Origin of the sequence: Halalkalicoccus sp. CG83 (assembly GCF_037081715.1) — an archaeon.
GTDB classification, from domain to species: domain Archaea; phylum Halobacteriota; class Halobacteria; order Halobacteriales; family Halalkalicoccaceae; genus Halalkalicoccus; species Halalkalicoccus ordinarius.
In genome coordinates this window covers 127,642-149,433 of record NZ_JAZDDH010000002.1, presented here as the reverse complement: position 1 = coordinate 149,433, position 21,792 = coordinate 127,642, and the positions used below count along the sequence as shown (strand labels likewise).

Below are 21,792 nucleotides of genomic sequence, written 5' to 3'. Positions count from 1 at the left end.
CGGTTCATTCGACGAGCTCGATGTACGTTCGGATGTCCTCTGCCTTCACGGTGCGTCTGTCGGCGTGTCGGGCGAGGGTGGCGGCCGCCCCCGCGAGGTCGTCGGCGTACGCCTCGAGCAGCTGGGCGAGCGCGATCCGGGCGTCCATCGACACCCGGTAACTCTCGTCGATGTCGAGGCGTGCGATCCGATCCACGGGCGCGACCGGCAGCTCGAGCGTTTCGGGGTCGACGGCCTCGCTCACGCCGAAGTCCGCGGCCATCAGCGTCTTCCGACCGTCGGCGGTCGCCTCCTCGGCGGCCCCCGCTGCGAGCCGTGCGCCCCGGTCCTGGATCCGGGTCGCGAGCTCCTCGGCGGCCGCCTGGCTGACGCGCAACCCGTCGGCGTTGCGCCGGATGATCGAATCCACCGGCGCGAACGGTAACTCGACGCTCATACACGAAACGGACCGCTCTGACGCTTAAGCGTTTTCGTCGTCCCATCAGAAGACGGCGCTGATCGACGCCGAGAGCGCGTCGACGCCCTCCTCGATGATCGTCGCGTCCGCACACAGCGGCGGGGCACAGATGACCTGCGTGGCCGGCCGACCCGCCCCGATCAGTACTCCACGATCGGACGCCTCGGCGATCACCGCACGGACGGGATTGTCGGCGTCGGGCTCGACCCACGGGTCGACGAACGCCTCACCCGTTCCGGGGTCCGCGAACTCGACACCCCACAGGAAGCCCCGCCCGCGGACGTTCGCGACCGCCTCGTGCTCGGCGAGCGAGCGCATCTCCCGATCGAAGCGCGCCTCGAGGTCGCGGACGTTCTCGAGGAGGCCCTCGGTGTAGACGTCGAGCGCCGCGACGCCCGCCGCACACGAGACGGGGTGGCCGCCGAACGTCTGGCCGAGGTCGAACCCCTCCTCGCGAACGCCCGCCGCGACGTCGTCGCGGACGAGCACGCCGGCGAGCGGGGCGTACGCGCTCGTCACCCCCTTCGCGAAGGTGAGCAGGTCCGGCTCGACGCCCTCGGTCTGGATCCCGAACCACTCGCCACACCGGCCGAAGCCCGTGATCACCTCGTCGGCGATCAGCAGCACGCCGTACTCCTCACAGAGCTCGCGGACCCGCTCGAAGTAGCCGGCCGGGGCGGGATACGCGCCGCTGGTCCCGCCGACGGGCTCGATCAGGACCGCCGCCACCGTCTCGGGGCCCTCGTTCCGGATCACGTACTCGAGGTGGTTCGCGGCCCGCTCCGCCAGCTCCTCGCCCTCGCTCCCGTCGAACGCCTCGGGAAGCGGCGGCAGGAACTTCGCGGTCGCCGTCGATCCGTACGGCTCGAGCGCCCCCCGGGTCGACGGATCGCCTGTCAGCCCGCCCGCACCCTGGGTCCCTCCGTGGTACGACTGGTACCGAGTGAGCACCTTCGACGCCCCCGTGTGTTCGCGGGCGATCTGGACGGCCGCCTCGTTGGCCTCGCTTCCCGATACCGAGAAGAACGTCGACGACAGCTCGCCCGGGGCGATCGCCTCGAGTCGATCGGCCAGCTCGCTTCGGGTGTCGTTGTGTTTCGCCGACGAGACGTAGGCGATCCGTTCGAGCTGGTCGCTCATCGCGTTCGCGATCCGCTCGTTTCCGTGGCCGGCGTTCACGCAGTAGAGCTGCGAGAGGAAGTCGAGATGCCGTTCGCCCGTCTCGCTGACCACGTAACACCCATCGCCCTCGACGATCGTCGGCGGCTCCCTGTCCGGGTGTGACCAGTGGGCGAGCGACGCGCTCGGGGGATTCGTGGGCTGGTGTGACATACTCGCCCATGTCGACGTCCGGTGAAAAAACTACCTCAGTTCGCTCAGCGGACCTCCTCGGCGTCGAGGCGTCCCTCCCGGACCGGCCCCCGGGCGGTGACCTCCTCGCCGAGCGAGAGGTCGGCGTCCGTCAGCACGGTCATCGTCGTCTCGCCGTCGTCGAGTTTCGCCGGGTTGCCCGGCTGGACGACCGTTCCGGTGAACTCGACGATCTCACCGCCCGCGTCGCTCGCTTCGCCGTTCGCCTCGCTTCCAGCTGCCGTCGATCGTTCGCCGTCCCCGGACGACCCGGCCGACCGATCGTCGCTCGCGGCGTCCCCGTCGGCACCGAACGAGGCGAGGCTCGCGCTGTCGCCGTCGCCGTCCGCCGGCTGGGGTGTCGACTCGGTGACGGTCACCGTCGAACGCCAGCCGGCGCTCGCCTCGATGTCGTCCTGCCAGCCGTCCTGGATCTCGACGTCGGCGAACTGGACTGCGTCGCCGGGTCCGAGGTCGATGTCGGCCTTCTCACCCCAGAGCGCCACGCGAATGTCGCCGGTCTCGTCCTGGACTCGAACGTTCCTGACCTGGCCCTCGGAGCCGTCGTCGCGCTCGAAGGTGCGCTTGGGGTCCGCCGAGCGGACGACGCCGCCGATGTCGGCGACGTCCTCGATCTCGAGCTCCTCGATCGGCGTCGTCCGCGGGACGTACTCGACCTCCTCGTCGATCGACTCGACTGCGCCGCGGTTGCCCACGTGGAGCTCGAGGTCCCCGTCGCGCTCGCGGACGTAACCGTCGACGACCTCGACCGATTCACCGGGCGAAAGGCGTTCGGCGGCCTCGGTGCGCTCGTCCCAGAGCGTCACCCGGATCCGCCCGGTCTCGTCGCCGAGCGTGAGGTTCGCGACCCGCCCTTCCGAACCGTCGTCGCGCTCGAAGGTGCGGATCGAGTCGGTCGCGAGCACCTTCCCCCGCAGATCGACGTCCGAGAGGCCGAGCGAGAGGTCCTCGACCCGGTAGGTGTCCTGTATCGTCACGTCGATCTCGGCGTCGGGGTCCTCCTCGGCCTGCGAGACGCTCACCTCGAGGCCCGAAAAGCCCTCCTTGGGTCGGCCCTTCACCCGAAGGACGGTGCCGGGCTCGATCCCCTCCTCGTCGATCGCTCTGGCCTGCTCGTCCCAGAACGCGAGCCGGACCGTCGCGCTCTCGTCGGCGGCCTCGACGTTGATGACGTAGCCCTCCTCGTCCTCGTCGTCGCGCTCGAAGGTGCGAAGTTCGCCGACGCTGATCACCTTCGCGAGGAACTTCACCTCCTCCATCCCGGGCTCGATGTCGGCGACTCCGTTCACCTCCTCGTCGCGCAGTTCGTGGGCGATCAGCATGGCCGCGGTCTCCTCGTCCGCGAGCCCGCCCATCTGCTCGACCTTCGACTCGACGGCCTCACGAAACTTCTCGAGGGATACGTCGGCCTCTACGTCCGCATAAACGTCCTCTATCACGCCCATAACCGTATCGAAAGGCACGGCGGGTCCGCGCATAAGCATTGCCGTCTCCGCCGGTGCCGCGGCGAACGTCGAGGTGGACGCCGGCCACTCGATGTCGTCGATCGCGAGCGCCGGGTCCGTCACCTGCCGGCAGTCGGCACTTATACTCCGTCGGCCTCAACGATGAGCCATGGGTGCTACAGGAACCGTTCGCTCGATCCTCGACCTCACGAAGGAACAGAACGTCACGTTTCTGGCGGCGAGCGTCGCCTACTACGCGTTCGTCTCCGTCATCCCGCTGTTGTTGCTCGCGATCGCCCTCGGCTCGCTGCTGGGCGGGGAGGCGTTCGCCCAGCGGATCGTCTCGACCGTCCAGGGCCAGATCTCGGACCAGGGCGCGACCGTCGTCGAGCAGGCGTTGACGGCCTCGAGCGGTCGCGCCGGCGCGAGCGTCGCGAGCATCGTCGCCCTGACGTGGAGCGGGCTCAAGCTGTTCCGCGGGATGGATCTCGCCTTCGACGAGGTCTACGGACTGCAGCCACAGACGGGGCTTCTCGGGCAGGTGAAGGACGGGCTGACCGTCCTCCTCACGGTCGGTCTGGCGGCCGTCCTGATGATCGGGCTCGGAGTGGTGCTCGGCCAGGCGACGCGGATCGGCATCCCCTTCATCGGCGTGCTCGGCTACGTCGCGCTGATCGTCGGCCTCGTCGGCGTCTTCCTGCCGCTGTACTACGTGATGCCGCCCGTCGAGATGACGGCACGCGAGGCGCTCCCGGGCGCACTCGTGGCAGCGGTCGGTTGGCTCGTCCTCCAGATCGTCTTCCAGATCTACGCTGCCAACGCGGGCGACTACGCGGCGTACGGCCTCCTCGGCGCGGTGCTGCTGTTTCTCACCTGGCTCTACTTCGCCGCCGTGCTCGTCCTCGTCGGCGCGGTCGTGAACGTCGTGCTCGCGGGTCGAGATCCACTCGCCGAGTGACGGACCGCTCCGGCGTCCGGCCCGTCGGTTGCAGTTTCCCGCTCGCTCCCGACTCCGATCGCGCACCTCGGTCGTTCCGTTTGCTTCACTCCCTGCTACGCTTCACTTCGCTCAACGCACCACCGTCACCGGCACCGGCGACCGGCGGGTGACGTTCTCGGCGACGCTACCCAGAAGCACCCGCGAGGCCCCCTCGCGGCCGTGGCTACCCATCACGATCTTCTCGACCGGGTTGTTCTCCGCGTACTCGACGATCGCCGCCGAGGGCGTCCCCTCGGCAGTGACCGTCTCGAGTTCGACGCCGCGTTCCTCGGCGAGCCCGCGCGCCTGCTCGAACAGCTCGTCCGCGCCGGTTCGCTCCGTCTCGATCTCCTGTCCGGCGAGACTCTCGCCGTAGACCGGTTCGTGAACGTGGATGACGACGAACCGGGCGTCGGGATCGTTCTCGAGGGCGAACTCGAGGGCCTCGGTCGAGCGCTCCGAATCGTCCACCGGGACGAGAATGGTTTCCGCCATGCTCGTGCTACGGCGTCCCGCGGCAAAAACACGTGGGCTACGACGGAACGACAACGGGTGCTCGCGCATCGCGGCGGCTACAGCACGAGCACCGGGGAGATCAGCACGAGCACTACGCCGAGGAGGACTCGCAGCCGCTCGGGGTCGACTCGCTGGGCGACCTGCCACCCCACCACCACCCCGATCAGCTGTGGGATTCCGACGACGAGAACCAGCGGGAACGACACCGCGTCGACCGCGACGTAGCCGACCGTCGCGAAGCTGGAGATGAACACCGACTGGACCTGTGCGACCGCGACCGCCACGAGCATCGGCACGCCCAATACGACCAGGATCGGCACCGCGACGACGGGGCCGCCGACGCCGAGCATCGCTCCGAGGACGCCGATTCCGAACCCGATCGTCCCGATCAGCAGCCGGCGCTGGCGGGCGGGAACCGCCTCGAGTCGGTCCGATGGCTTGAGCCCGACCGCCTCGCGATAGACGATCAGCCCGCCGACGCCCGCGACGAAGGCCGCGAGCAGATAGCCGAAGACGCGGTCGGGAAGCAGGAGGTTCGCCTGCGAGCCGGCCAGCGCGCCCGCGATGCTCGCCGTACTCAGGAGCAACGCGAGCTCGCGGGCGTGACCGTAGGCGAACTCGCCGGACTGGAGGTAGACGGCGCTGCCGAGCAGGCCGGTCGCGATGAACGTCGCGCTCGCGGTGCCGGCGACCTCGGCGGCGCTGATCGGCGTCAGCGTGAACAGCGCGACCGTCACGAAGATGCCGCCCGGACCGATCGCGGTGATGCCGATCCCCGCGAAGAAGGCGATCACCGCGAGCACCACGGCGAGCTCGACCGAGATCACGAGTCCGCACCCACCGCCGAGGGGCAGGGCTGTCGTGAACCGACTCGCCGACGGGGGCCGACGACCGCTCCCGGTCTCGTATCCTCACGAGCGACGGCTGCGCCGCTCCCGGCGACCGAGCGGTCCGCATCGAGGCGGTCCACGATCCAGGCGGTCGCCGAGGACTCGTTCGTTCGATCGACTACCCTATACTTCGGAGTCATGATGTGTCCGGATGCGGGCGGCGAATCGGCCGGTCCGACCGAGCCCCGTCGTCCGTTTTCGTCTCCGATGATCACTCGGCAAATAAGCTTTCCGTTCGTCCTCGGATTCCGGTACGTCGACCGTAACCGCCCCGGATCAGATCCGCTCGAGCGTGCCCTCGGGCGCGAGCGCGAGGTCGTACCGATGGGTCTCGCCGGTCTCGATCGACGTTCGGGTGGCGTCCTCGAGCAGGTCGTCCCGATGGCCGCCCGCGTAGACGTCGATCGAATAGGCTCCGGCCGTCTCGCCGATCACCCGGATCCGGTAGGTCCCCTCGACGGCGCCGTAGCGGTAGTAAATCGTCCGATCCCCCCGGGTTCGATTCACCGGCTGCCCGTGGGGGCCGACGATGGCCGTCCGAACCGGCCCCTCGACCTCGACGAACAGCGTTCGTCCCAGGACGCGATCCAGCGCGCCCGGTTGCGAGGTGAGCGACGGCGACCGATCGCCGTACCCGCTGCGGATCCGGCGGTCGTACTGGTTGTGGACGAAGTCGGAGTAGCCCTCGCCGAGACCGATCGGCTCGACCGCCGGCGTCGAGCCGGCGGTGTCGATCTCGATCGTCGGCGTCCAGTCGTCGTAGGTCGCGGCGGCGTAGTTCGGGTCGTAGACGGCGATGCTCACGCCGTCGGGCCGTCGTTCGTAGTCGTAGGCGAGCACCTGGTGAGAGCGGACCGCCGTCCTGCTCACCAGCGTCACCCCCGCCGTTCCGTAGTGGTCGAGAGCCGCCGTGATCTCGCGAAGCTGTTCGTCGTAGTCGATCCAGTCCGGCTTCATCAGCCCGTACCGACCGAACCAGGCGTAGAAGTCGAGGTACTGAGCGGTGTGGTAGTCCACGACGTCGTCGAGCACCGGCGTCTCCGGAGTCGAGAGCGGCGCCTCCGGGTGTTCGATCTCGCTCGCGTGTTCGAACCCACCGGGGATCGTTCCCGGCCGCTCGAAGTACTGCTGGGCGGCGAACACCATGCCGTAACAGTAGCCGTTCGTCCGCGTAGCCTCGAGCAGTCCCTCGCGGGCATGTTCGGCGAGCGCCTCGCGGAGCCGACCCGGCATCGAGGTCAGCGGGCTGTCGAACGCACGCCGGAACGGTTCGTCCCACCGTTCGACGAACTCCCCTTCCGGATCTGAGCCCTCGACGCCCGGGTACGGACCCCGTTGGATCCGCCAGTTGTGGAACCCGAATCCGTGGCGCGTCGGGTCGAACCCGTCGGTGTCGGTGATTAGCCCGTCACGGTCCTCTCTTCCCGCTCCGCGGACGAACGGGACCGCCGCGGCCGCTCCCGCGGACGCGACCGCGAGGAACGACCGCCGGCTCAGACGTCGATCGGCGTCCACGGGTCCGGAGCGTTCGCGTTCCGTCACGCCAGTAAAATAACGGAAATAATATATATCTGTTCGATAACGTCCGTGGAACGAGGTCGCTTACCGGCCGGTAACGAACGAGCGTATCGTAACCCCTATAACCGGAACCGCCGTATCACGAATCGAGTCCTGGTAGGGTAGTGGACCATCCTACGGGCTTGCGGAGCCTGTGACCGGAGTTCAAATCTCCGTCAGGACGCTCACTTCGTTCGCGCCCTGACGTGCCTCGCGCTCGTTTCACTCGCGCGAGACTCCGTCAGGACGTTTTGATGACGTAATGAAACGAGCGACTGCGTCGGCAGAACTCGACGCGGGATTTGAGCAGCGAACGAGCATAGCGAAGTGAGTGGGTTCAAATCTCCGTCGGGACGCTCATTCGTTCACTCATTCGCGCCCTGACGTGCCTCACGCTCACCACATCACCGGCAGCGAAGCCGCCGGTTTCCAGCGGGACCGTCGGTCCCGCGCGGTTCGCGTGAGACTCCGTCAGGACGCTTTTCGATCTACCGGAACCGAAGTGTAGCAACTGCCCCGGCGGGACCCAAGTCGGGATTCGAGCGGCGGAGACGAAGCGCGAACGACGTAACCGGGAGTCCGTTGTGACCGTTCGGCGACGAAGCAGGACGAGGAGAACGATCGATTCTCGATCGGTGCGTTCGAGGGCTTCGGGACGCGGACGTCGATTACGGCCGGTTCGGTGGTTCGCGTCGCTCCAAGGGTAGCGTCAAAAGAACTGCGGGAGCGCGATCGCCTCGGGCGACGAACGTCCGGGCGATCGCGTCCTCCTAGAAGAGCAACGAGATGACGGCCAGTACGAGGAAGACCAGAACGAGGATCTTCGCGATCTGCATCGACATCCCCGCGACGCCGCCGGCGCCGAGCGCACCGGCGATGATCGCGAGGACGAAGAAGGCGAGGGCGAGTTCGAGAACCATCCTCAGAGACCCCCCTCGGCCGTCGGCTTTCGATCGGTACGTCGCGTCCACTGTATGCTGGTTCGGATCATGTCCGGTACGCTTTCGGACATGTGTCGGGAAACCCCCCCGCCTGCATCTCCCGGGTATTGATAACGGGACGGGAGTTTCGTTCCGAGTCGTTATGTCCGTCGTCGTCCCATCCCCGGGCATGGAGAAGGTGCTCCAGGCCGGGGTCGCCGTCTACAACGCCGGCGAGCACCACGCGGCCCACGACGTCTGGGAGGAGCGCTGGCTCGAGCTCGAGTCGGGGACGGACGACGAGCGTCTGCTCCACGGTCTCATCCAGTTCACCGCCGCCGTTCACCACGCCCGAAACCGGAACTGGGTCGGAGCGACGGGACTGGCGGAGAGCGCCCGCGAGTACCTCGAGGGGCTTCCCGAGGACTACCACGGAATCGCTCTCGCCCCCGTTCGGGGGTACCTCGCCGGTCTCGCGGCGGATCCCGAGCGGATCGAACGAGGTTCGCCGCCGATGCTTACCCACGCCGGAGTCGCCGTCACGCCCGAGGATCTCGACGCCGAGGCCACGTTCACCGCCGCTCGTGCGCTGGCCGAGGCGTTCGGGCTAGACGACGAGGTGATCGGCCGAGCGATCGGATACGCCCGCGAGGAACTCGAGGAGTCGGGACGGGGGCCGTTCCTCGCGCTCGTCTTCGATCTCGTTCGTGAGGAACGCCACCGCGGACTCGTCACGAGACGACTCGAGGAGCGCGTCGCTCGACGGCGCAGCCGCGAGCGCGACGTCGAAGGACTGTTCGATCCCGGCGAGTGACGGCGCCACACCGATAGGGATGGGAGACCAACGATCCTCCATGCGCTTCAGTACCGAGGACGGCGACGAGATCGAGGTCCACGTCGAGTTCGGCGAGGTCAGAGACGAGACCGACGAACAGCCGGAGTTCGACCAGATCACCGTCTCGATCCACAAAAACGAGATCGAGGGGCGCATCCGAAGCACCACCGACGACGAGCTCATCGCCGACCTGGGGCGCAAGAGCCGGCCGGTCCGGATCGAGGCGCGGTCGGCCGACGGAACGGAGCAGGCCTCGATCGAGGCGCGCGTCGGGGACCCCTCGGGTCAGCTCGAGATCACCGAGATCGAGTGACCGATCACTCGTCGAACTCAGCGGAGTTGTCCTGCGGATCGTAGTCGAGCACCTCGCGGGCGCGTTCGAGCGAGTAGTACCGGCGGTCGTTGTTCGAGATGCCGTAGACGATCTCGTAGCCGTAGTCGGCCTGCAGACAGCGATCGAACAGGTGCGCACAGTCTCGATGCGAGAGCCACATCGCCTGGCCGCGCTCGTAGTCTCGAGGCGGGCGGTCCTTGGTGAGGTTGCCGATCCGTACGCAGACGACGCTGATGCCGTGTTCGTCGTGGAAGTACCGTCCGAGCAGCTCGCCGGTCGCCTTCGAGACGCCGTAGCGGTTGCCCGGCCGCGGGGGCTCCGTGCCGTCGAGCCGGAAGTCGTCCTCGGGCCGGTAGATGTCCGGGGTCCGATCGTTGGTCTCGTAGGAGCCAACCGCGTGGTTCGAGGAGGCGAAGACGAACTTCTCGACGCCCGCCTCGACGGCCTCCTCGAGGACGGTATGGGTGCCGTCGATGTTGTTCCGGAGGACGCTCTGCCAGGGGGCCTCGGGTCGGGGATCGCCCGCGAGGTGGATGATCGCGTCGACGCCCTCGACCGCTTGGGCGATCTGCTCCCGGTCCGTGATGTCGGCGACGATGGACTCGCCTAGTCGCTCGCCCGACGGCGGTTCGCGGTCGAGCAGTCGCCAGTCGTAGGCGTCGTCGAGGTGCTCGAGGATGGCGCGACCGACGCGTCCCTCGGAGCCGGTCAGCAAGACGGGAGCGTCCATTCACGCGGAGGGTCGACGTCGGCGCCTAAGAAACGTGCGATTTCCGTTACGACGATTACTGCGTGATCCGCGAGAAGGCGAGGTTGCCGCTGACGTTCTCGATGTAGATCGTGACGACGTCGCCCTCCTCCGCCCCGGGGACGAAGATGGTGTACTCGCCGCGCTCGGCCACGCCGTCGCCTTTGCGTCCGGTGCCCGTGATCTTCACCTCGTAGGTCTGGCCCTCCTCGACGGCGTCGCGCTGCTGGGTCTGGGAGGTCTGGCGGCGCTTCGTGACGGGGCGGAACGCCCCGCAGGCGTCACACCGGAGCATCGGGGTGCGGTCCTCACGGACGAGTCGGGTGTCGGGCAGTCCACACTCCGAACAGCGGACGTACTCCTCGACGTAGCTGGAGACGGCAGCGTCGAACTCCTCGCTCCCGAAGTTGCCGTTGTACCGGCCACGGCCGTCGTCGAACTTCCCGCTGGTACCGAGTTCGCGCTGGATGAACCGATGGAGGTGTTCGGCCTCGCGGTTGAGCGTGTCCGCGATCTCCCCCAGGTTGGTCAGCCGGGTGAAGGCACCGTCCTTCTGGGCCTGCGGGTCGGGGATCGAGAGCCGTTCGCTGCTTCCCTGGATGTCCGGCACCTCGTCCATCGCTCTATCGAGGCTTGAGCTATAGTCCATATCGGAGGGAGGGGCCGAGAGCCTATAGGGGCTTCGTGATTCCTCGTCCCACCGAAAGGACCTTCCTCCGATCCGCCCTCGCCCCGCGTATGCCTACCGAGAGCGAGGTCGCCTGTTTCGAGGCCGGCATCAAGTTCGGCACGCTCTACCACCAGTTCACCGGCACGCCCGTCGACCACGAGAGCGCGCCGGGGCTCGAACGCGCGATGGAGGAGGCGATCGAGAACCAGCCCCACTGTACCGACGTCGACGTCGAGATCCGCGAGGACCGGTTGGCCGAGGCGATCGATCCCGTGATCGGTTACACCGAGCTCCACGGGCCGCTGATGGACGTCGAGATCACCGTGGAGTACGAGGGATGCGACGTCCACACGAGGATGGAGCTCGAGGAGGGCTACCCACGCATGCGGGTCGTGAGCGTCGAGAGGTGAACGGCTTCACTTCCGCTCCGCACTCGGGTCACTATTAAAACGGTTCGGGTCGAACCACACGCCATGAGCCAGTCCACGCTCGACGACGATGACCTTCTGGGCGAGGCCGCGAGCGAGATCCGATCGGACGTCGAGGCCCACCTCGACGCCGCCCGCGCCGAGCTTCCCGGGGCCGACGAGATCTGGGAAACGGACGCCGATAACGTCCTCGGCGTGCTCAACGGTCTCAAGTCGACGCTCGACACCGGCGACGCGACGGCCCGCCTTCGCGACGCGAAGAAGTGGTTCATGGTCGGCGAGCGCGCCGACGCCTTCGAGGACCCCGAGTCGCTCCAGGCGGAACTCGACGAACTCGAGGAGCTCATCGGTGAGATCGAGGACGCCCGCGACAGCGTGGGCGACCTCGCGAGCACCGTCCCCGAGCTCCGCGGAAGCCTCGAGGAGTTCGAGGACGACGAGGAGAACGGGAACTCGGAGGACGATGAGGAGAACGAGAGCGAGGACGACGACGAGAACGGCGAAGAAGGCGAGGAAGGCGAGGAAGGCGAGGAGTGATCAGCGGTGTGGCGGTCGGGAGACGTCCCGGTCGACGATCGCCTCGAGCAGTTCGACCAGCGCCGCGCTCGCCAGCGCGAGCAGCTCCTCGCCGCGCTCTTCGTCGCCCGCTCCGGGATCGCCGACGACGCCGTTCTCGGTGAACTCCGCCGAGTCGACCGCGAGGTTCACCCGACTGAGCCACTCGCCCCACTTCGGTGCGGCCCCCTCGCGGGCCTGTTCGATTCGGTCCTCCCGAACGAGTTCGGGCTCGACGCACCTGAGTAGCGCCGTCTCGAGGGGGCCGCCGTGGCCCATGTCGCCCGCGTGCTCGCCGACGCCCTCGAACCAGGTGAACGGGACGGCGTAGGCGGCGTCGTGGCGGACGATCCGGGCACAGATCTCCTCGAGCGCCGGGACGTTGCCGCCGTGGCCGTTGACGACGACCACGCGGTCCCATCCGTGATGCGCGAGGCTCGCGACCGTCTCCCGAACGTAGGCGCGAAACGTCCCCGGCGAGACCCACAGCGTCCCGGTGAACTGACGGTGTTCCTCGGCGATTCCCACCGGTACCGGCGGTGCGACGACCACCTCGCCGTCGTACGCCTCCGCAGCGGCGTCGGCTATCGCTCGGGCGGTAAGGGTGTCGGTGCCCAGGGGGGCGTGGGGGCCGTGCTGTTCGGTCGATCCCACGGGGAGAAGCGCGAGGTCGGTCTCGGCGGCGTCGGCGTCGGTCCAGGCGACCTCCTCGAGATGCATATCGGCGAATCGCGAACCCGGGAGTTAGTTCCGACGGTCCCGGTTCTCGCAGGAGGAACCGTTTTGTGTTCGGGCATAGACGTTCGAGTGCTATGAGTGACGACGATTCGACCACCATGGACGGCGACGAGAGCAGAGAACAGGGCGTCGAGTTCGGCGAGTTCGAGGAGACGATGGAGGACGAGATCGACTACCCCATCGACCACGACGAACTCGTAGAGCAGCACGGCGACGCGGAGCTCGAGCTCTCCGGCGAGACGACGACCCTCAAGGAGATCCTCTCCCCGCTCGAGGACAACGAACAGACCTACGAGGACGCCGGCAGCCTCGAGACGATGGTCATGAACATGGTCGGCGACGACGCGGTGGGTCGCGAGGGTTACTCGGACCGCGGGGACGAGGCGCAAGGGGCTGAGGACGAGGAACAGGAGTCGTTCTAGTCGTCGTCCGCCTCGGTTTGAGCCTGGCGTTTGGCCGCCCGCTCGATGAACTCCTCCGGGAGCTCGTCTATCTCTCCCGCCTGCACCCCCCAGAGGTGGGCGTATAGTCCACCGTTCTCGAGCAGCGACTCGTGTTCGCCGCGTTCGACGATCCAGCCGTCCTCGAGGACGAGAATCGTCTCCGCGTCGCGGATCGTCGAGAGGCGGTGGGCGATCGCGAACGTGGTTCGGTCCTCGGTGAGGTCGTCGAGCGAGCGCTGGATCAGCATCTCCGTCTCGGTGTCGACGTCGCTGGTCGCCTCGTCGAGGATCAACACGTCGGGATCTTTGAGGATCGCACGGGCGATCGAGATCCGCTGGCGCTGGCCGCCCGAGAGCTTCACGCCACGTTCTCCCACCATGGTGTCGTAGCCGCCGGGGAGGTCGGCGATGAACTCGTGGGCCTCGGCCGCCTTGGCGGCCTCGACGATCTCCTCGTCGTTCGCCGTGAACGTGCCGTAGGCGATGTTCTCCCTCACGGTGCCGTAGAAGAGGAAGGTGTCCTGGCTGACGTAGCCGATCGACCGGCGGATGCTCCGCAGCGAGACCTCCCGGAGGTCCTGGCCGTCGATCCGGATCGCGCCCTCGTCGACGTCGTACATCCTGAGCAGCAGCTTCAACACGGTGGACTTCCCGGCGCCCGTGGGGCCGACCAACGCGCAGGTGTCGCCGGGTTCGACCGTGAAGTCGATGTCCTCGACGATCGGCTCCTCGTCGTAGCCGAACGTCACGTCGTCGTACTCGACGCGACCCTCCTCGACGACCAGATCGGGCGCGTCGACGTCCTGTTCGAGCATGCCGGTCTCGTCCATCAGCCCGAAGATGCGGGCGCTCGAGGCGTCGGCGCGCTGGTACATGTTGATGATCTGTCCGAACTGCGCCATCGGCCAGATGATCTGCTGGCTGAGCGTGATGAAGACGACGAACGTCCCGATGGTGAGCGTGCCCGAGAGCGGCCCCGGCGGGCCGACGAACACCCAGTATCCCCCGACGACGAACGTGAAGACGAAGCCCAGCCCGGAGATCAGCTGCAGCGTCGGGAAGAACTTGATCCGCGTCCAGATGGCGTCCCAGTTGGCGTCGTAGTACTCGTAGGAGGCGTCGTCGACGCGGTCGTCCTCGTAGCGTTCGGTGGTGCTCGACTTGATCACCTGGATCCCTCCCAGGTTGTTCTCCAGCCGGGAGTTGAGCGCGCCGACCGTCGCGCGCATCGTCTTGTACTTCGGGCGGATGATCCGGATGAACGCGTAGGTGAACCCCGCGATCAGCGGCGCGGGCAACAGCGCGACCAGCGCGAGCTGCCAGTTGAGATAGAGCAACACGCCCGCGACGCCGAACATCATCAAGAGCAGTCGGGAGGCGGAGTTGAGCCCGTCGTTGAGAAAGCGCTCGAGCTGGTTGACGTCGTTCGAGAGGATGCTCATCAGCTCGCCGGTCTGCTTGTCGGAGAAGAACTCGAGACCCAGCCGCTGCATCCGCTCGTATGTGTCGACCCGGACGTCGTGGGTGATGTACTGTGCGGAGGCGTTCCAGCCCCAGTTGCGCAGCCAGTGGAAGACGGTGCCGAAGACGAACGCGCCCGCGATGATCGCGGCCGAGAGCGCGAACTGTCCGTCGGGAGTGCTCGGCAGCCAGGCGTCGGGGACGAGAAACAGGCTGAAGTCGGTCGTCCCCACCAGGATCGCGTCGATCGCGACCCCGAGCATGATCGTCGGCAGTAGATCGAGCAGCCGTGCGACGACGCTTGCGACGAGACCGACCGCGTACTCGAAGCGGTGGTCCACGCCGTACTCACGAAACAACCGGAGGATCGCGTCGTCGACCTGCTCCCGTTGTGTCTCGAACGGATCGTCGTCGTGAGCGGCCATTACACCGTCTTCGGGGGCTAACGAGGAAAAGGGTTGTTACGCGGTCCTCACCGGTACTCGATATCGACGCGGTCGCCCTCCTCGATGCCGCGTTCGTCGGCGTAGCCGTAGTTCACCTCGAGCACCCACTTCGCCTCGCCGCGGTAGCTCGTCAGGTCGGAGCCCTCCTCGGTGGGCGCCTCGTGGATCGTCGTGATCCGGCCGTCGGCGTCGATGAAGAGGATGTCGAGGGGGAAGGCCATGTCCCGCATCACGAAGCTCCGCTCGTCCTCGTTCTCGAAGACGAACAGCATCCCCTCGTCCTCGGCGAGCGACTCGTGATCGCTCAGTCCCGTGTAGCGTTCGCGGGAGCCGTCGGCGACCTCGCTGTCGACGACCGCCAGCTCCTCGTCGCCGTCGGTGATCGTCACCGTAGCGCGGTCCTCGCTGCCGACGAAGTGTGCGATCCCCCCGGCCTGGACGACGAACACCGCGAGGATCAGCGTCGCCAACAGCGCGACGACTGCGACCGGACCGCGACGGAGCGCCATACCGACGGATGGGCCCTTCGAGAGTAATCGGTTTCGATCCAGAAGGGTTATTCCACCGCAACGACTGTCTCGGGATGCGGGTTCGTGGTCTAGTTGGTTATGACGCGGCCTTTACAAGGCCGAGATCGGTGGTTCGAATCCGCCCGAACCCATCCAGCTTTTTACTGCGCTCGCCTCCGGCTCGCTTCGCTCGCGGTGAACTCCTGGAAGTCGTCGCGGGCGACCATCGCGGTGGCGATCATCCTCGTGAGCCCGAGATAGCACTGCTCTCACTACGGTTATCCTTCCTCGAATCCTACATGGTCGTACATACCATGCCTGCACACACCTACGTCGATCGAAACCACGAGAACGAGATCGTCGAGCGCGCCTTCACGGAGGTTCTCGACGGCCACGACCTCGAACTGATCCCCGAACTGTACGCCGAAGACTGCCTGCTCTACGGGATGAGCGGCCCCGAGCCGATCGACCGCGAGGAGTACGAGGCGTTCCTCTCCATGCATTTCAGTGCGTTCCCGGACCTCTCCTTCGCGATCGAGGAGACGATCGCCGACGGTGACCGTGTGAGCGTCCGCTGGACCGCTCGCGGCACCCACGAAGGGGCCCTCATGGACATCCCCGCCACCGGTAAGTCGGTGGCCGTCACGGGGATCTCGTTCGTTCACGTCGAGGACGGGGAGATCGTCGAGGTCTACAACAACCACGACATGCTCGGCCTCCTCCAGCAGCTCGACGCGATCCCCGACTCGCCCCGCAAGATCGTTCGACTCATGATCGGCCAACTGAAGGGCCGTCTCGCCGATCGATAGTTACCTACGATCTGTTTCACCGCCCTGAGCGTTCGCGACTGACGATCACATGGAAGAGATCCACGGTTCGGTCGAGTAAGTCACGGCCGACGGGGGTAGGTTCGGGCGCCGGCCGCGTGGTTCTGTCCGCACGAACGCCACGAGCGATTCGGGCCTGGAGGACGGGCGGACCGTCTCGGCGTGGTTCGAGTCCGCCCGAACGCACCGTTCTAGAGCGAGTACTCCCACGAGCGCCGGTACCGTCCCTATCCGTCGTCGGGTTCGCTCGAGGCAGCCTCACACACCGTTTGGCGATCGAAGTAGGCCGGCGCGTCGCGGTCGGCCTCGAAGCGGACGACCCGCTCCATCGCCTCGCGGCCGTCGTTCACGTCCGACCGGAGCTCCTCGGCGAGGTCGGTGTACCCGGCGGCGAGCTCTCGAAAGACGTTCATCCGGGTTCGTTTGGCCTCGAGGACCGCCTGTTTCTCCTCGAGAGCCGCCTCCAGCTCCTCGATCGCCGCGACGTCGACGTCTCCGGCATTCGGACCGCCCGCCGGGGCTTCGGCCCGTTCGACGCCGGTCGCCCGGCCATCGAGGCGCGTTCGAACCTCGTCCAACCCCTCGTCGATCTCCGCCAGCAGGTCGTCGGCTGCCTCGCTCATCGTCTCGACCTCCCCCGAGAGGAGCCCCGCCTGCGTCCGGCAGTACTCGACGAACTCGTCGACCGACATCGAGATCCCGCCGTCGTCGTTCATGGCCGACGGTTGGGGCGGACGGTAGAAGTGGGTTCGGGGGATCGACAGGTCGAACGGGGTCCCCTGCGGAAGGGCGTGATCGGCCCGCTGAGGGATCTCAGGTCCCCGGCGGAAGGTCATCGAGCGGACAGTTCGACCGGGAGACCGGTGATGGCTCGTTCCATCGACGGGTTCGAAGCGAGAGCCGCCTACCGGACGAACGCGAGACGGCGGCGGTCCGGCGCGGGATACGTAGCGGCCGGTGGACACTTACCGTCGGGTGGACCAGAGGGGTTGTTGACCACGAGGATCCGGTTCGTCCTCGCGTGCGACCGAGTGTCCGGACTCGAGGTAGTGTTCGATCGCGAGTCGGGAGGCGTCGCCCTCTCCCTCCTCTCGAATGCAGACGGACCAGTCGCATTCGGTACAGACGTACTCGGTTCGGTCGTTCACTGTCTCTAGGCTGGAACGCTATTCGCCTGAGTGTGGTCCCTGCCCGTTCCGGCATCATAAATACGGTTGCGAGGCGCGCGTCGACGGCGGACGACCGAACCCCCGGCGCGGGACCGTTCGTCCCGTTCGGAGCCGGCGTCGTCACGACGGCCGACGTCGACCCGCTCGGCCGAGGCTCGACGGGCTTCCCAGGTCGACTCAAGCTATTTGTCGGTTCCTCGACGACCTGTGCCATGAGCAACGATCCGTTGATCGAACGGGCGATCGACGAGGCGCCCATCGGCATCACGATCGCCGACGCCAGGCGGCCGGACAACCCGCTGATCTACCTCAACGACGCCTTCGAACGACTGACGGGATATCCGAAGGAGGAGACGCTCGGCAGCAACTGCCGGTTCCTCCAGGGGAGGAACACCGAGGACGAGCCGGTCACGGCGATGCGGGAGGCGATCGAGAACGAGGAGGCGGTCTCCGTCGAACTGCGCAACTACCGGAAGGACGGAACGGAGTTCTGGAACAGGGTCGACATCGCGCCGCTGCACGAGGACGGGGAGGTGACGCACTTCGTCGGCTTCCAGACGGACGTGACGGCGAGAAAGGAGGCCGAGTTCGAGATCAAACGCCGGGTCGAGGAGGTCGAGCGCGAACGCGCGAAGCTCCAGCGGCTTCTGGACCGCATCGATGGACTGCTGGAGGACGTCACCCAGGCGCTCGTCCACGCGACGACCCGGGAGAGGGTCGGACGGGCCGTATGCGAGCGGCTGGCCGACGACGACGCGTACGACGGGGCGTGGATCGGGGAGCGGGCGACGACCGACGGGATCGTCCCCGAATCGTGGGCGGGAACCCGTGACCTCGACGACGTACGCCTCTCGGTCGACGGGAACGAGGACCCGACCGTCCGAGCGCTCGAGACCGGGACCGCCCAGTTCGTCTCCGGCATCGGGTCGCACCGACGCTGGCACGGCGGGATCCGGGACGAGGGCGTCCGGGCCATGGCCGCGATCCCGCTGGTGGCCAGCGAGACGACGCACGGCGTTCTAACCGTTTACGCCGCCCGGGACGACGCGTTCGTCGAACACGAACGGGTGGTGCTCACGTCGATCGGCCGGGCGATCGCGAGCACGTTCGACGCGCTCGAGAGCCGACGGATCCTGACGGTCGACACCGCCGTCGAACTCGACTTCTCGCTCGGCCAGGAGGACCTCTTCGTCGTTCGGCTCTCCTCTCGAACCGGCTGTCGGTTCTCCTACGAAGGGACGGCGCTCGACAGCGCCTCGCTCGCGTTCTTCACGGTGACGGGCGGCGACCCCGAGGAGGTCCGTGACCTCGCGGCGCGGTTCGAGGAGGTCGAGGAGGCGGTCCTGTTGACCGCGGACGCGACGTCGGGGTTGATCGAGTTCCGACTCGGCGGGGCATCGATCGTCACGCGACTGGCCAACAGGGGGGTTCGGATACGCTCGATGACCGCGGCCGAGGGAGAGGGACGTCTCCGGCTGCTCGTGCCGGCCGGCGTTCGTCCGCGCTCGATCGTCGAGGCGGTTACCGAAAGCTGTCCGGGCGCCGAACTGGTCGCGCGACACGAACACGAACGGCCACCGCGGACCGATGCGGAGTACCGCCATTCGGTCGAGGAACGGCTCACGGACAAACAGTTGCTGGCGTTGCGGAAGGCCTACGTGAGCGGCTACTTCGAGCCCCAGCGCCAGATCTCTGGCCCGGAGCTCGCCGACTCGATGGGCATCTCGCGCTCGACGTTCCACCAGCACCTCCGCGCGGCCCAGCGGAAGGTCCTCGACGAGTTCTTCGAGCGAGACACCTGACTAGTCGGGTCCAGCGCTGATGGGATTGGCAGCCATACCATCGATCGGAGTTACAGAATGCCACAACGAACCGGTATCTCACGGCGACGATTCGTACAGATCGGCGGCGGCGTGGCCGCCGTCGCCCTCACCGGCGGCTTCGCGAGCGCGGACAGCCACGACGACGGTGAGGAGCGCAACGAGGGCGGCGAGAGCAGTGACGAGGAATCGATGGAAGGAGGAGAGGAAGAGGTCGCAAACGTCCGCGTCGCGCACCTCTCGCCCGACGCGCCGAACGTCGACGTCTTCGTCGACGACGAGGCCGTCCTCGAGGACGTCCCGTTCAAGGCGGTCAGTGAGTATCTCGAACTCCCCGCAGGGAGCTACAACGTGAAGGTCGCGCCGGCCGGCGCGGGTAGCGAGGAGGCAGTCCTCGAGGAGGACCTCGACGTGCCCGCGGCCGACCTGACCGTCGCCGCCATCGGCGAGGTCGCCGACGAGAACCAGCCCCTCGAACTCGCGGTGTTCGAGGACGACAACAGCGATCCCGGCGACGACACCGCCCGCATCCGTGCGGTCCACGCCTCGCCCGACGCACCCGCCGTCGACGTCGTCGTCGCGGAGACCGGCGACACGCTGTTCGAGGGCGTCGAGTTCGGCGACTCGGGCTACGCCGAGGTGCCCGCGGGCTCCTACCGGCTGTGCGTCTACCCGGCCGGCGAGCGCGAGGAAGCGGTCCTCGGCGTGGACGTCGACGCCGCGGGCGGGACGGTCGCCTCGGCGTTCGCCGCCGGCTACGTCGCGCCCGAGGACGCCCCCGCCGACGAGCCGTTCGACCTCGTGCTGAGCGTCGATTCGGCGTAGCGTCGACGACGGCGATCGAACGAATCCACGCGTCCGCGTTCGGCTGTTCGATCGAACGCGAACTACGTCCCCGCTGACCGGTATATTGCACGTCATAACGAAGTGTTGTCATCTCTACGAACTCGATAGCGGTGTGATCCGGAGAAGCCGTGAACCATGAACGAATGTGACCTGTGCGGTAAGGCGTTCCTCACGGAGAGGGCGAAGTACGGCCACCTGTCGATGTGTCCCGAGAACCACGAACGAACCACGCCGGAGGGGTGGGCGGCGTCCAGTCACGGACGGTGGGGTAGCGACCGGCGGTAGCTGCCCGCAGCGGGAGGAGGCGGTCGGTCTGGACGCGGGCGTTCGGGTTCGGGACGGTCGTCGAACCTACTCGTGCGTGAACAGGAACAGGCGGCCGTCGTCGTTCGTCACGGTACAGAGGCTCATCACCTTCTCGAGCGAGAGGCTCGTTTCGTCACGTTTGCAGACGACGAGGTTGTCGAAGGACTCCTCGCAGACCGGACACGCGATGGCCGTGGTGTTCTGGTAGGTCGCCGTCATCTCGGTCTCCTGGCGCGGCGTCAGGTAGCTCTTCATCTCATCGAGGCCGTCGATCTCTCCCATACCGGGTACGCGTGCGGCTACCGAATAAAGTATTCTCCGTCGGACGGCGGAACCGATGGATCGACGACCTGAACGTCGGCGAACCGATGTCGGAGCAGCCGCTCGCCGACCGCGGCTCACCCGCTCGTTCAGAGGGGTGTAGATGAAGGGTGGACGGAGCAGGTCCTTCGTCGGCACGGAGCATACCGCTGTCGAGGGACGATAACGAGACTCCGAGCCGTCGCTCGAACCCCTATGCACTGAGAGAGATCGTTGCAAGTGGGGTGAATAAGTTACTCGAGACCTATCCGCACTCATGAAGCTCAATCGCAGGGAAAGTCTCCGTCGAGGGGGCGCGGCGCTGGCCGCGACGGGGACGATCGCGCTTGGGGGCTGTGCCGACGCGCTCAGGGGAGGAGACAGCGTCGACGTGGCGTCCATGCAGTGGAGCGAGGCGCGCCTGCTCGGCTACATGGGATACGAGGTCCTCGACGCCAACACGGACCTCGAGGTCAACGACGAGATCGGCCTCGGGGGCGCACGCCAGTGTTTCGAGGCCGTGAGCAACGGCGAGGTGGACTTCTATCACCTCTACACCGGCGGCGCGTGGGCCACCATCCCGCCCCAGCACGACGAGGTCATCGCCGACCCCGACGAGCTCTACGAACGGACCAGAGCGGAGATGGAGGAGGAACACGGTCTCCAGTACCTCCGGCCCGCCTCCTACAACAACACGTACGGGATCGGTGCGAACCCGCAGTGGGTGGAGGAGACCGGGATCGAGACGATGAGCGGGCTCGCCGAGCACGTGACCGAGGGCAACACCGACCTCACCGTCGTGCTGGGATCCGAGTTCCAGGAGCGAAGCGACGGTTGGCCCGGACTCGTCGAGCACTACGGGTTCGAGGACCGGGTGGACGAGCTCGACACGCGCAGCGTCAGCGCGGATCTGACCTACGAGATCGTCGGCCAGGGCGAGGCGGAGATCGGCATGGTCTTCACGACCAACCCCAACATCGAGCAGTTCGATCTGATCGTCCTCGAGGACGATGAGGAGTTCTTCCTCCCGTACAACCCGGCGCCGCTGGTCGACGGGGAGAGCCTGGAGGAGCACCCCGAGATGGAGGAGGAGCTGAACGCCGTCTCGGACTCGCTTACCTCCGAGGAGCAGGTGATCGAACTGAACGTACGGATCGCGGTCGAGGAGGAGAGCGCCCAGTCCGTCGCGCGTGACCACCTCGACGAGAACGGCCTGATCTAG

26 protein-coding genes and 2 tRNA genes are annotated in these 21,792 nt (G+C 67.1%); 13 read left to right on the top strand and 15 right to left on the bottom strand.

Annotation, left to right across the window (positions count from 1 at the left end; all coding sequences use genetic code 11):
* Positions 1-4: 4 nt before the first annotated feature.
* From V0Z78_RS14305 to V0Z78_RS14295, 3 genes are read right to left on the bottom strand one after another with little or no spacing between them, the layout of a single operon-like run.
* Positions 5-436, bottom strand: coding sequence for a histone (locus V0Z78_RS14305; RefSeq protein ID WP_336345346.1), 432 nt, complete (start codon positions 434-436; stop codon positions 5-7).
* A 45-nt stretch (positions 437-481) separates the two neighbouring features.
* Positions 482-1,789 (bottom strand): aminotransferase family protein, encoded by a 1,308-nt coding sequence (locus V0Z78_RS14300; RefSeq protein WP_336345345.1) that lies wholly within the window; start codon positions 1,787-1,789, stop codon positions 482-484.
* Between the two features lie 44 nt (positions 1,790-1,833).
* On the bottom strand, positions 1,834-3,273 hold the full coding sequence (locus tag V0Z78_RS14295) for a single-stranded DNA binding protein (RefSeq protein WP_336345344.1): 1,440 nt from the start codon (positions 3,271-3,273) through the stop codon (positions 1,834-1,836).
* Between the two features lie 169 nt (positions 3,274-3,442).
* On the opposite strand from V0Z78_RS14295, the gene V0Z78_RS14290 reads away from it, so the two are divergent.
* On the top strand, positions 3,443-4,231 hold the full coding sequence (locus tag V0Z78_RS14290) for a YihY/virulence factor BrkB family protein (RefSeq protein ID WP_336345343.1): 789 nt from the start codon (positions 3,443-3,445) through the stop codon (positions 4,229-4,231).
* A 111-nt stretch (positions 4,232-4,342) separates the two neighbouring features.
* Here the strand turns inward: V0Z78_RS14290 and V0Z78_RS14285 are convergent, their stop codons facing one another.
* The 3 genes from V0Z78_RS14285 to V0Z78_RS14275 form a co-directional block, all read right to left on the bottom strand.
* Positions 4,343-4,747 (bottom strand): universal stress protein, encoded by a 405-nt coding sequence (locus tag V0Z78_RS14285; RefSeq protein WP_336345342.1) that lies wholly within the window; start codon positions 4,745-4,747, stop codon positions 4,343-4,345.
* Between the two features lie 77 nt (positions 4,748-4,824).
* Positions 4,825-5,592, bottom strand: coding sequence for a sulfite exporter TauE/SafE family protein (locus V0Z78_RS14280; protein ID WP_409338749.1), 768 nt, complete (start codon positions 5,590-5,592; stop codon positions 4,825-4,827).
* Positions 5,593-5,934: 342 nt separating this feature from the next.
* Complete coding sequence (locus tag V0Z78_RS14275) at positions 5,935-7,200, bottom strand: hypothetical protein (protein WP_336345340.1); 1,266 nt, start codon at positions 7,198-7,200, stop codon at positions 5,935-5,937.
* Between the two features lie 126 nt (positions 7,201-7,326).
* Between V0Z78_RS14275 and V0Z78_RS14270 the strand changes: the two genes are divergently transcribed.
* Positions 7,327-7,399: transfer RNA gene (locus V0Z78_RS14270), tRNA-Arg, on the top strand.
* Positions 7,400-7,985: 586 nt separating this feature from the next.
* Here the strand turns inward: V0Z78_RS14270 and V0Z78_RS14265 are convergent.
* The gene (locus V0Z78_RS14265) at positions 7,986-8,135 is read right to left on the bottom strand and encodes a DUF1328 family protein (protein ID WP_336345339.1); all 150 of its coding nucleotides are present in this window, start codon (positions 8,133-8,135) and stop codon (positions 7,986-7,988) included.
* Between the two features lie 190 nt (positions 8,136-8,325).
* On the opposite strand from V0Z78_RS14265, the gene V0Z78_RS14260 reads away from it, so the two are divergent.
* The gene (locus tag V0Z78_RS14260; RefSeq protein WP_336345338.1) at positions 8,326-8,949 is read left to right on the top strand and encodes a DUF309 domain-containing protein; all 624 of its coding nucleotides are present in this window, start codon (positions 8,326-8,328) and stop codon (positions 8,947-8,949) included.
* Between the two features lie 40 nt (positions 8,950-8,989).
* Complete coding sequence (locus V0Z78_RS14255; RefSeq protein ID WP_336345337.1) at positions 8,990-9,283, top strand: hypothetical protein; 294 nt, start codon at positions 8,990-8,992, stop codon at positions 9,281-9,283.
* Positions 9,284-9,287: 4 nt separating this feature from the next.
* Here V0Z78_RS14255 and azf read toward each other — a convergent pair whose 3' ends face one another.
* Together azf and V0Z78_RS14245 are read right to left on the bottom strand one after the other, a co-directional pair.
* Entirely contained in the window at positions 9,288-10,034 is a 747-nt protein-coding gene (gene azf, locus V0Z78_RS14250) for an NAD-dependent glucose-6-phosphate dehydrogenase Azf (protein ID WP_336345336.1), read from the bottom strand.
* Between the two features lie 55 nt (positions 10,035-10,089).
* Positions 10,090-10,701: a translation initiation factor IF-2 subunit beta gene (locus tag V0Z78_RS14245; protein WP_336345335.1), complete on the bottom strand. Its 612-nt coding sequence runs from the start codon at positions 10,699-10,701 to the stop codon at positions 10,090-10,092.
* Between the two features lie 89 nt (positions 10,702-10,790).
* Between V0Z78_RS14245 and V0Z78_RS14240 the strand changes: the two genes are divergently transcribed.
* Together V0Z78_RS14240 and V0Z78_RS14235 are read left to right on the top strand one after the other, a co-directional pair.
* On the top strand, positions 10,791-11,132 hold the full coding sequence (locus V0Z78_RS14240; RefSeq protein ID WP_336345334.1) for a dihydroneopterin aldolase family protein: 342 nt from the start codon (positions 10,791-10,793) through the stop codon (positions 11,130-11,132).
* Positions 11,133-11,195: 63 nt separating this feature from the next.
* Entirely contained in the window at positions 11,196-11,687 is a 492-nt protein-coding gene (locus tag V0Z78_RS14235; protein WP_336345333.1) for a DUF5790 family protein, read from the top strand.
* On the opposite strand, the gene V0Z78_RS14230 is transcribed toward V0Z78_RS14235, so the two are convergent.
* Complete coding sequence (locus V0Z78_RS14230; protein WP_336345332.1) at positions 11,688-12,425, bottom strand: creatininase family protein; 738 nt, start codon at positions 12,423-12,425, stop codon at positions 11,688-11,690.
* 92 nt (positions 12,426-12,517) lie between these two features.
* Between V0Z78_RS14230 and V0Z78_RS14225 the strand changes: the two genes are divergently transcribed.
* The gene (locus V0Z78_RS14225; protein WP_336345331.1) at positions 12,518-12,865 is read left to right on the top strand and encodes a DUF5789 family protein; all 348 of its coding nucleotides are present in this window, start codon (positions 12,518-12,520) and stop codon (positions 12,863-12,865) included.
* Here V0Z78_RS14225 and V0Z78_RS14220 read toward each other — a convergent pair.
* Together V0Z78_RS14220 and V0Z78_RS14215 are read right to left on the bottom strand one after the other, a co-directional pair.
* A complete protein-coding gene (locus V0Z78_RS14220) occupies positions 12,862-14,772 on the bottom strand; it encodes an ABC transporter ATP-binding protein (RefSeq protein WP_336345330.1) in 1,911 nt (636 codons plus the stop codon). The two genes, V0Z78_RS14225 and V0Z78_RS14220, sit on opposite strands and share 4 nt — an antisense overlap.
* A 47-nt stretch (positions 14,773-14,819) precedes the next feature.
* Entirely contained in the window at positions 14,820-15,302 is a 483-nt protein-coding gene (locus tag V0Z78_RS14215; protein WP_336345329.1) for a DUF192 domain-containing protein, read from the bottom strand.
* A 78-nt stretch (positions 15,303-15,380) separates the two neighbouring features.
* Here V0Z78_RS14215 and V0Z78_RS14210 point away from each other — a divergent pair.
* Positions 15,381-15,454 (top strand) — tRNA-Val (locus V0Z78_RS14210).
* Positions 15,455-15,616: 162 nt separating this feature from the next.
* Complete coding sequence (locus V0Z78_RS14205; protein ID WP_336345328.1) at positions 15,617-16,111, top strand: ester cyclase; 495 nt, start codon at positions 15,617-15,619, stop codon at positions 16,109-16,111.
* A 245-nt stretch (positions 16,112-16,356) separates the two neighbouring features.
* On the opposite strand, the gene V0Z78_RS14200 is transcribed toward V0Z78_RS14205, so the two are convergent.
* Both V0Z78_RS14200 and V0Z78_RS14195 read right to left on the bottom strand, forming a co-directional pair.
* Positions 16,357-16,845, bottom strand: a complete 489-nt coding sequence (locus V0Z78_RS14200) for a hypothetical protein (protein ID WP_336345327.1) — start codon at positions 16,843-16,845, stop codon at positions 16,357-16,359.
* A gap of 249 nt (positions 16,846-17,094) precedes the next feature.
* Positions 17,095-17,277, bottom strand: a complete 183-nt coding sequence (locus tag V0Z78_RS14195) for a UBP-type zinc finger domain-containing protein (RefSeq protein WP_336345326.1) — start codon at positions 17,275-17,277, stop codon at positions 17,095-17,097.
* 233 nt (positions 17,278-17,510) lie between these two features.
* On the opposite strand from V0Z78_RS14195, the gene V0Z78_RS14190 reads away from it, so the two are divergent.
* The 3 genes from V0Z78_RS14190 to V0Z78_RS14180 all read left to right on the top strand — a co-directional run bounded on the left by V0Z78_RS14190 (position 17,511) and on the right by V0Z78_RS14180 (position 20,249).
* Positions 17,511-19,100, top strand: a complete 1,590-nt coding sequence (locus V0Z78_RS14190; RefSeq protein ID WP_336345325.1) for a bacterio-opsin activator domain-containing protein — start codon at positions 17,511-17,513, stop codon at positions 19,098-19,100.
* Positions 19,101-19,157: 57 nt separating this feature from the next.
* The gene (locus tag V0Z78_RS14185) at positions 19,158-19,943 is read left to right on the top strand and encodes a DUF4397 domain-containing protein (RefSeq protein WP_336345324.1); all 786 of its coding nucleotides are present in this window, start codon (positions 19,158-19,160) and stop codon (positions 19,941-19,943) included.
* 156 nt (positions 19,944-20,099) lie between these two features.
* A complete protein-coding gene (locus V0Z78_RS14180) occupies positions 20,100-20,249 on the top strand; it encodes a hypothetical protein (RefSeq protein WP_336345323.1) in 150 nt (49 codons plus the stop codon).
* A gap of 66 nt (positions 20,250-20,315) precedes the next feature.
* On the opposite strand, the gene V0Z78_RS14175 is transcribed toward V0Z78_RS14180, so the two are convergent.
* Positions 20,316-20,552, bottom strand: coding sequence for a DUF7385 family protein (locus V0Z78_RS14175; protein WP_336345322.1), 237 nt, complete (start codon positions 20,550-20,552; stop codon positions 20,316-20,318).
* A gap of 295 nt (positions 20,553-20,847) precedes the next feature.
* On the opposite strand from V0Z78_RS14175, the gene V0Z78_RS14170 reads away from it, so the two are divergent.
* Positions 20,848-21,792: a glycine betaine ABC transporter substrate-binding protein gene (locus V0Z78_RS14170; RefSeq protein WP_336345321.1), complete on the top strand. Its 945-nt coding sequence runs from the start codon at positions 20,848-20,850 to the stop codon at positions 21,790-21,792.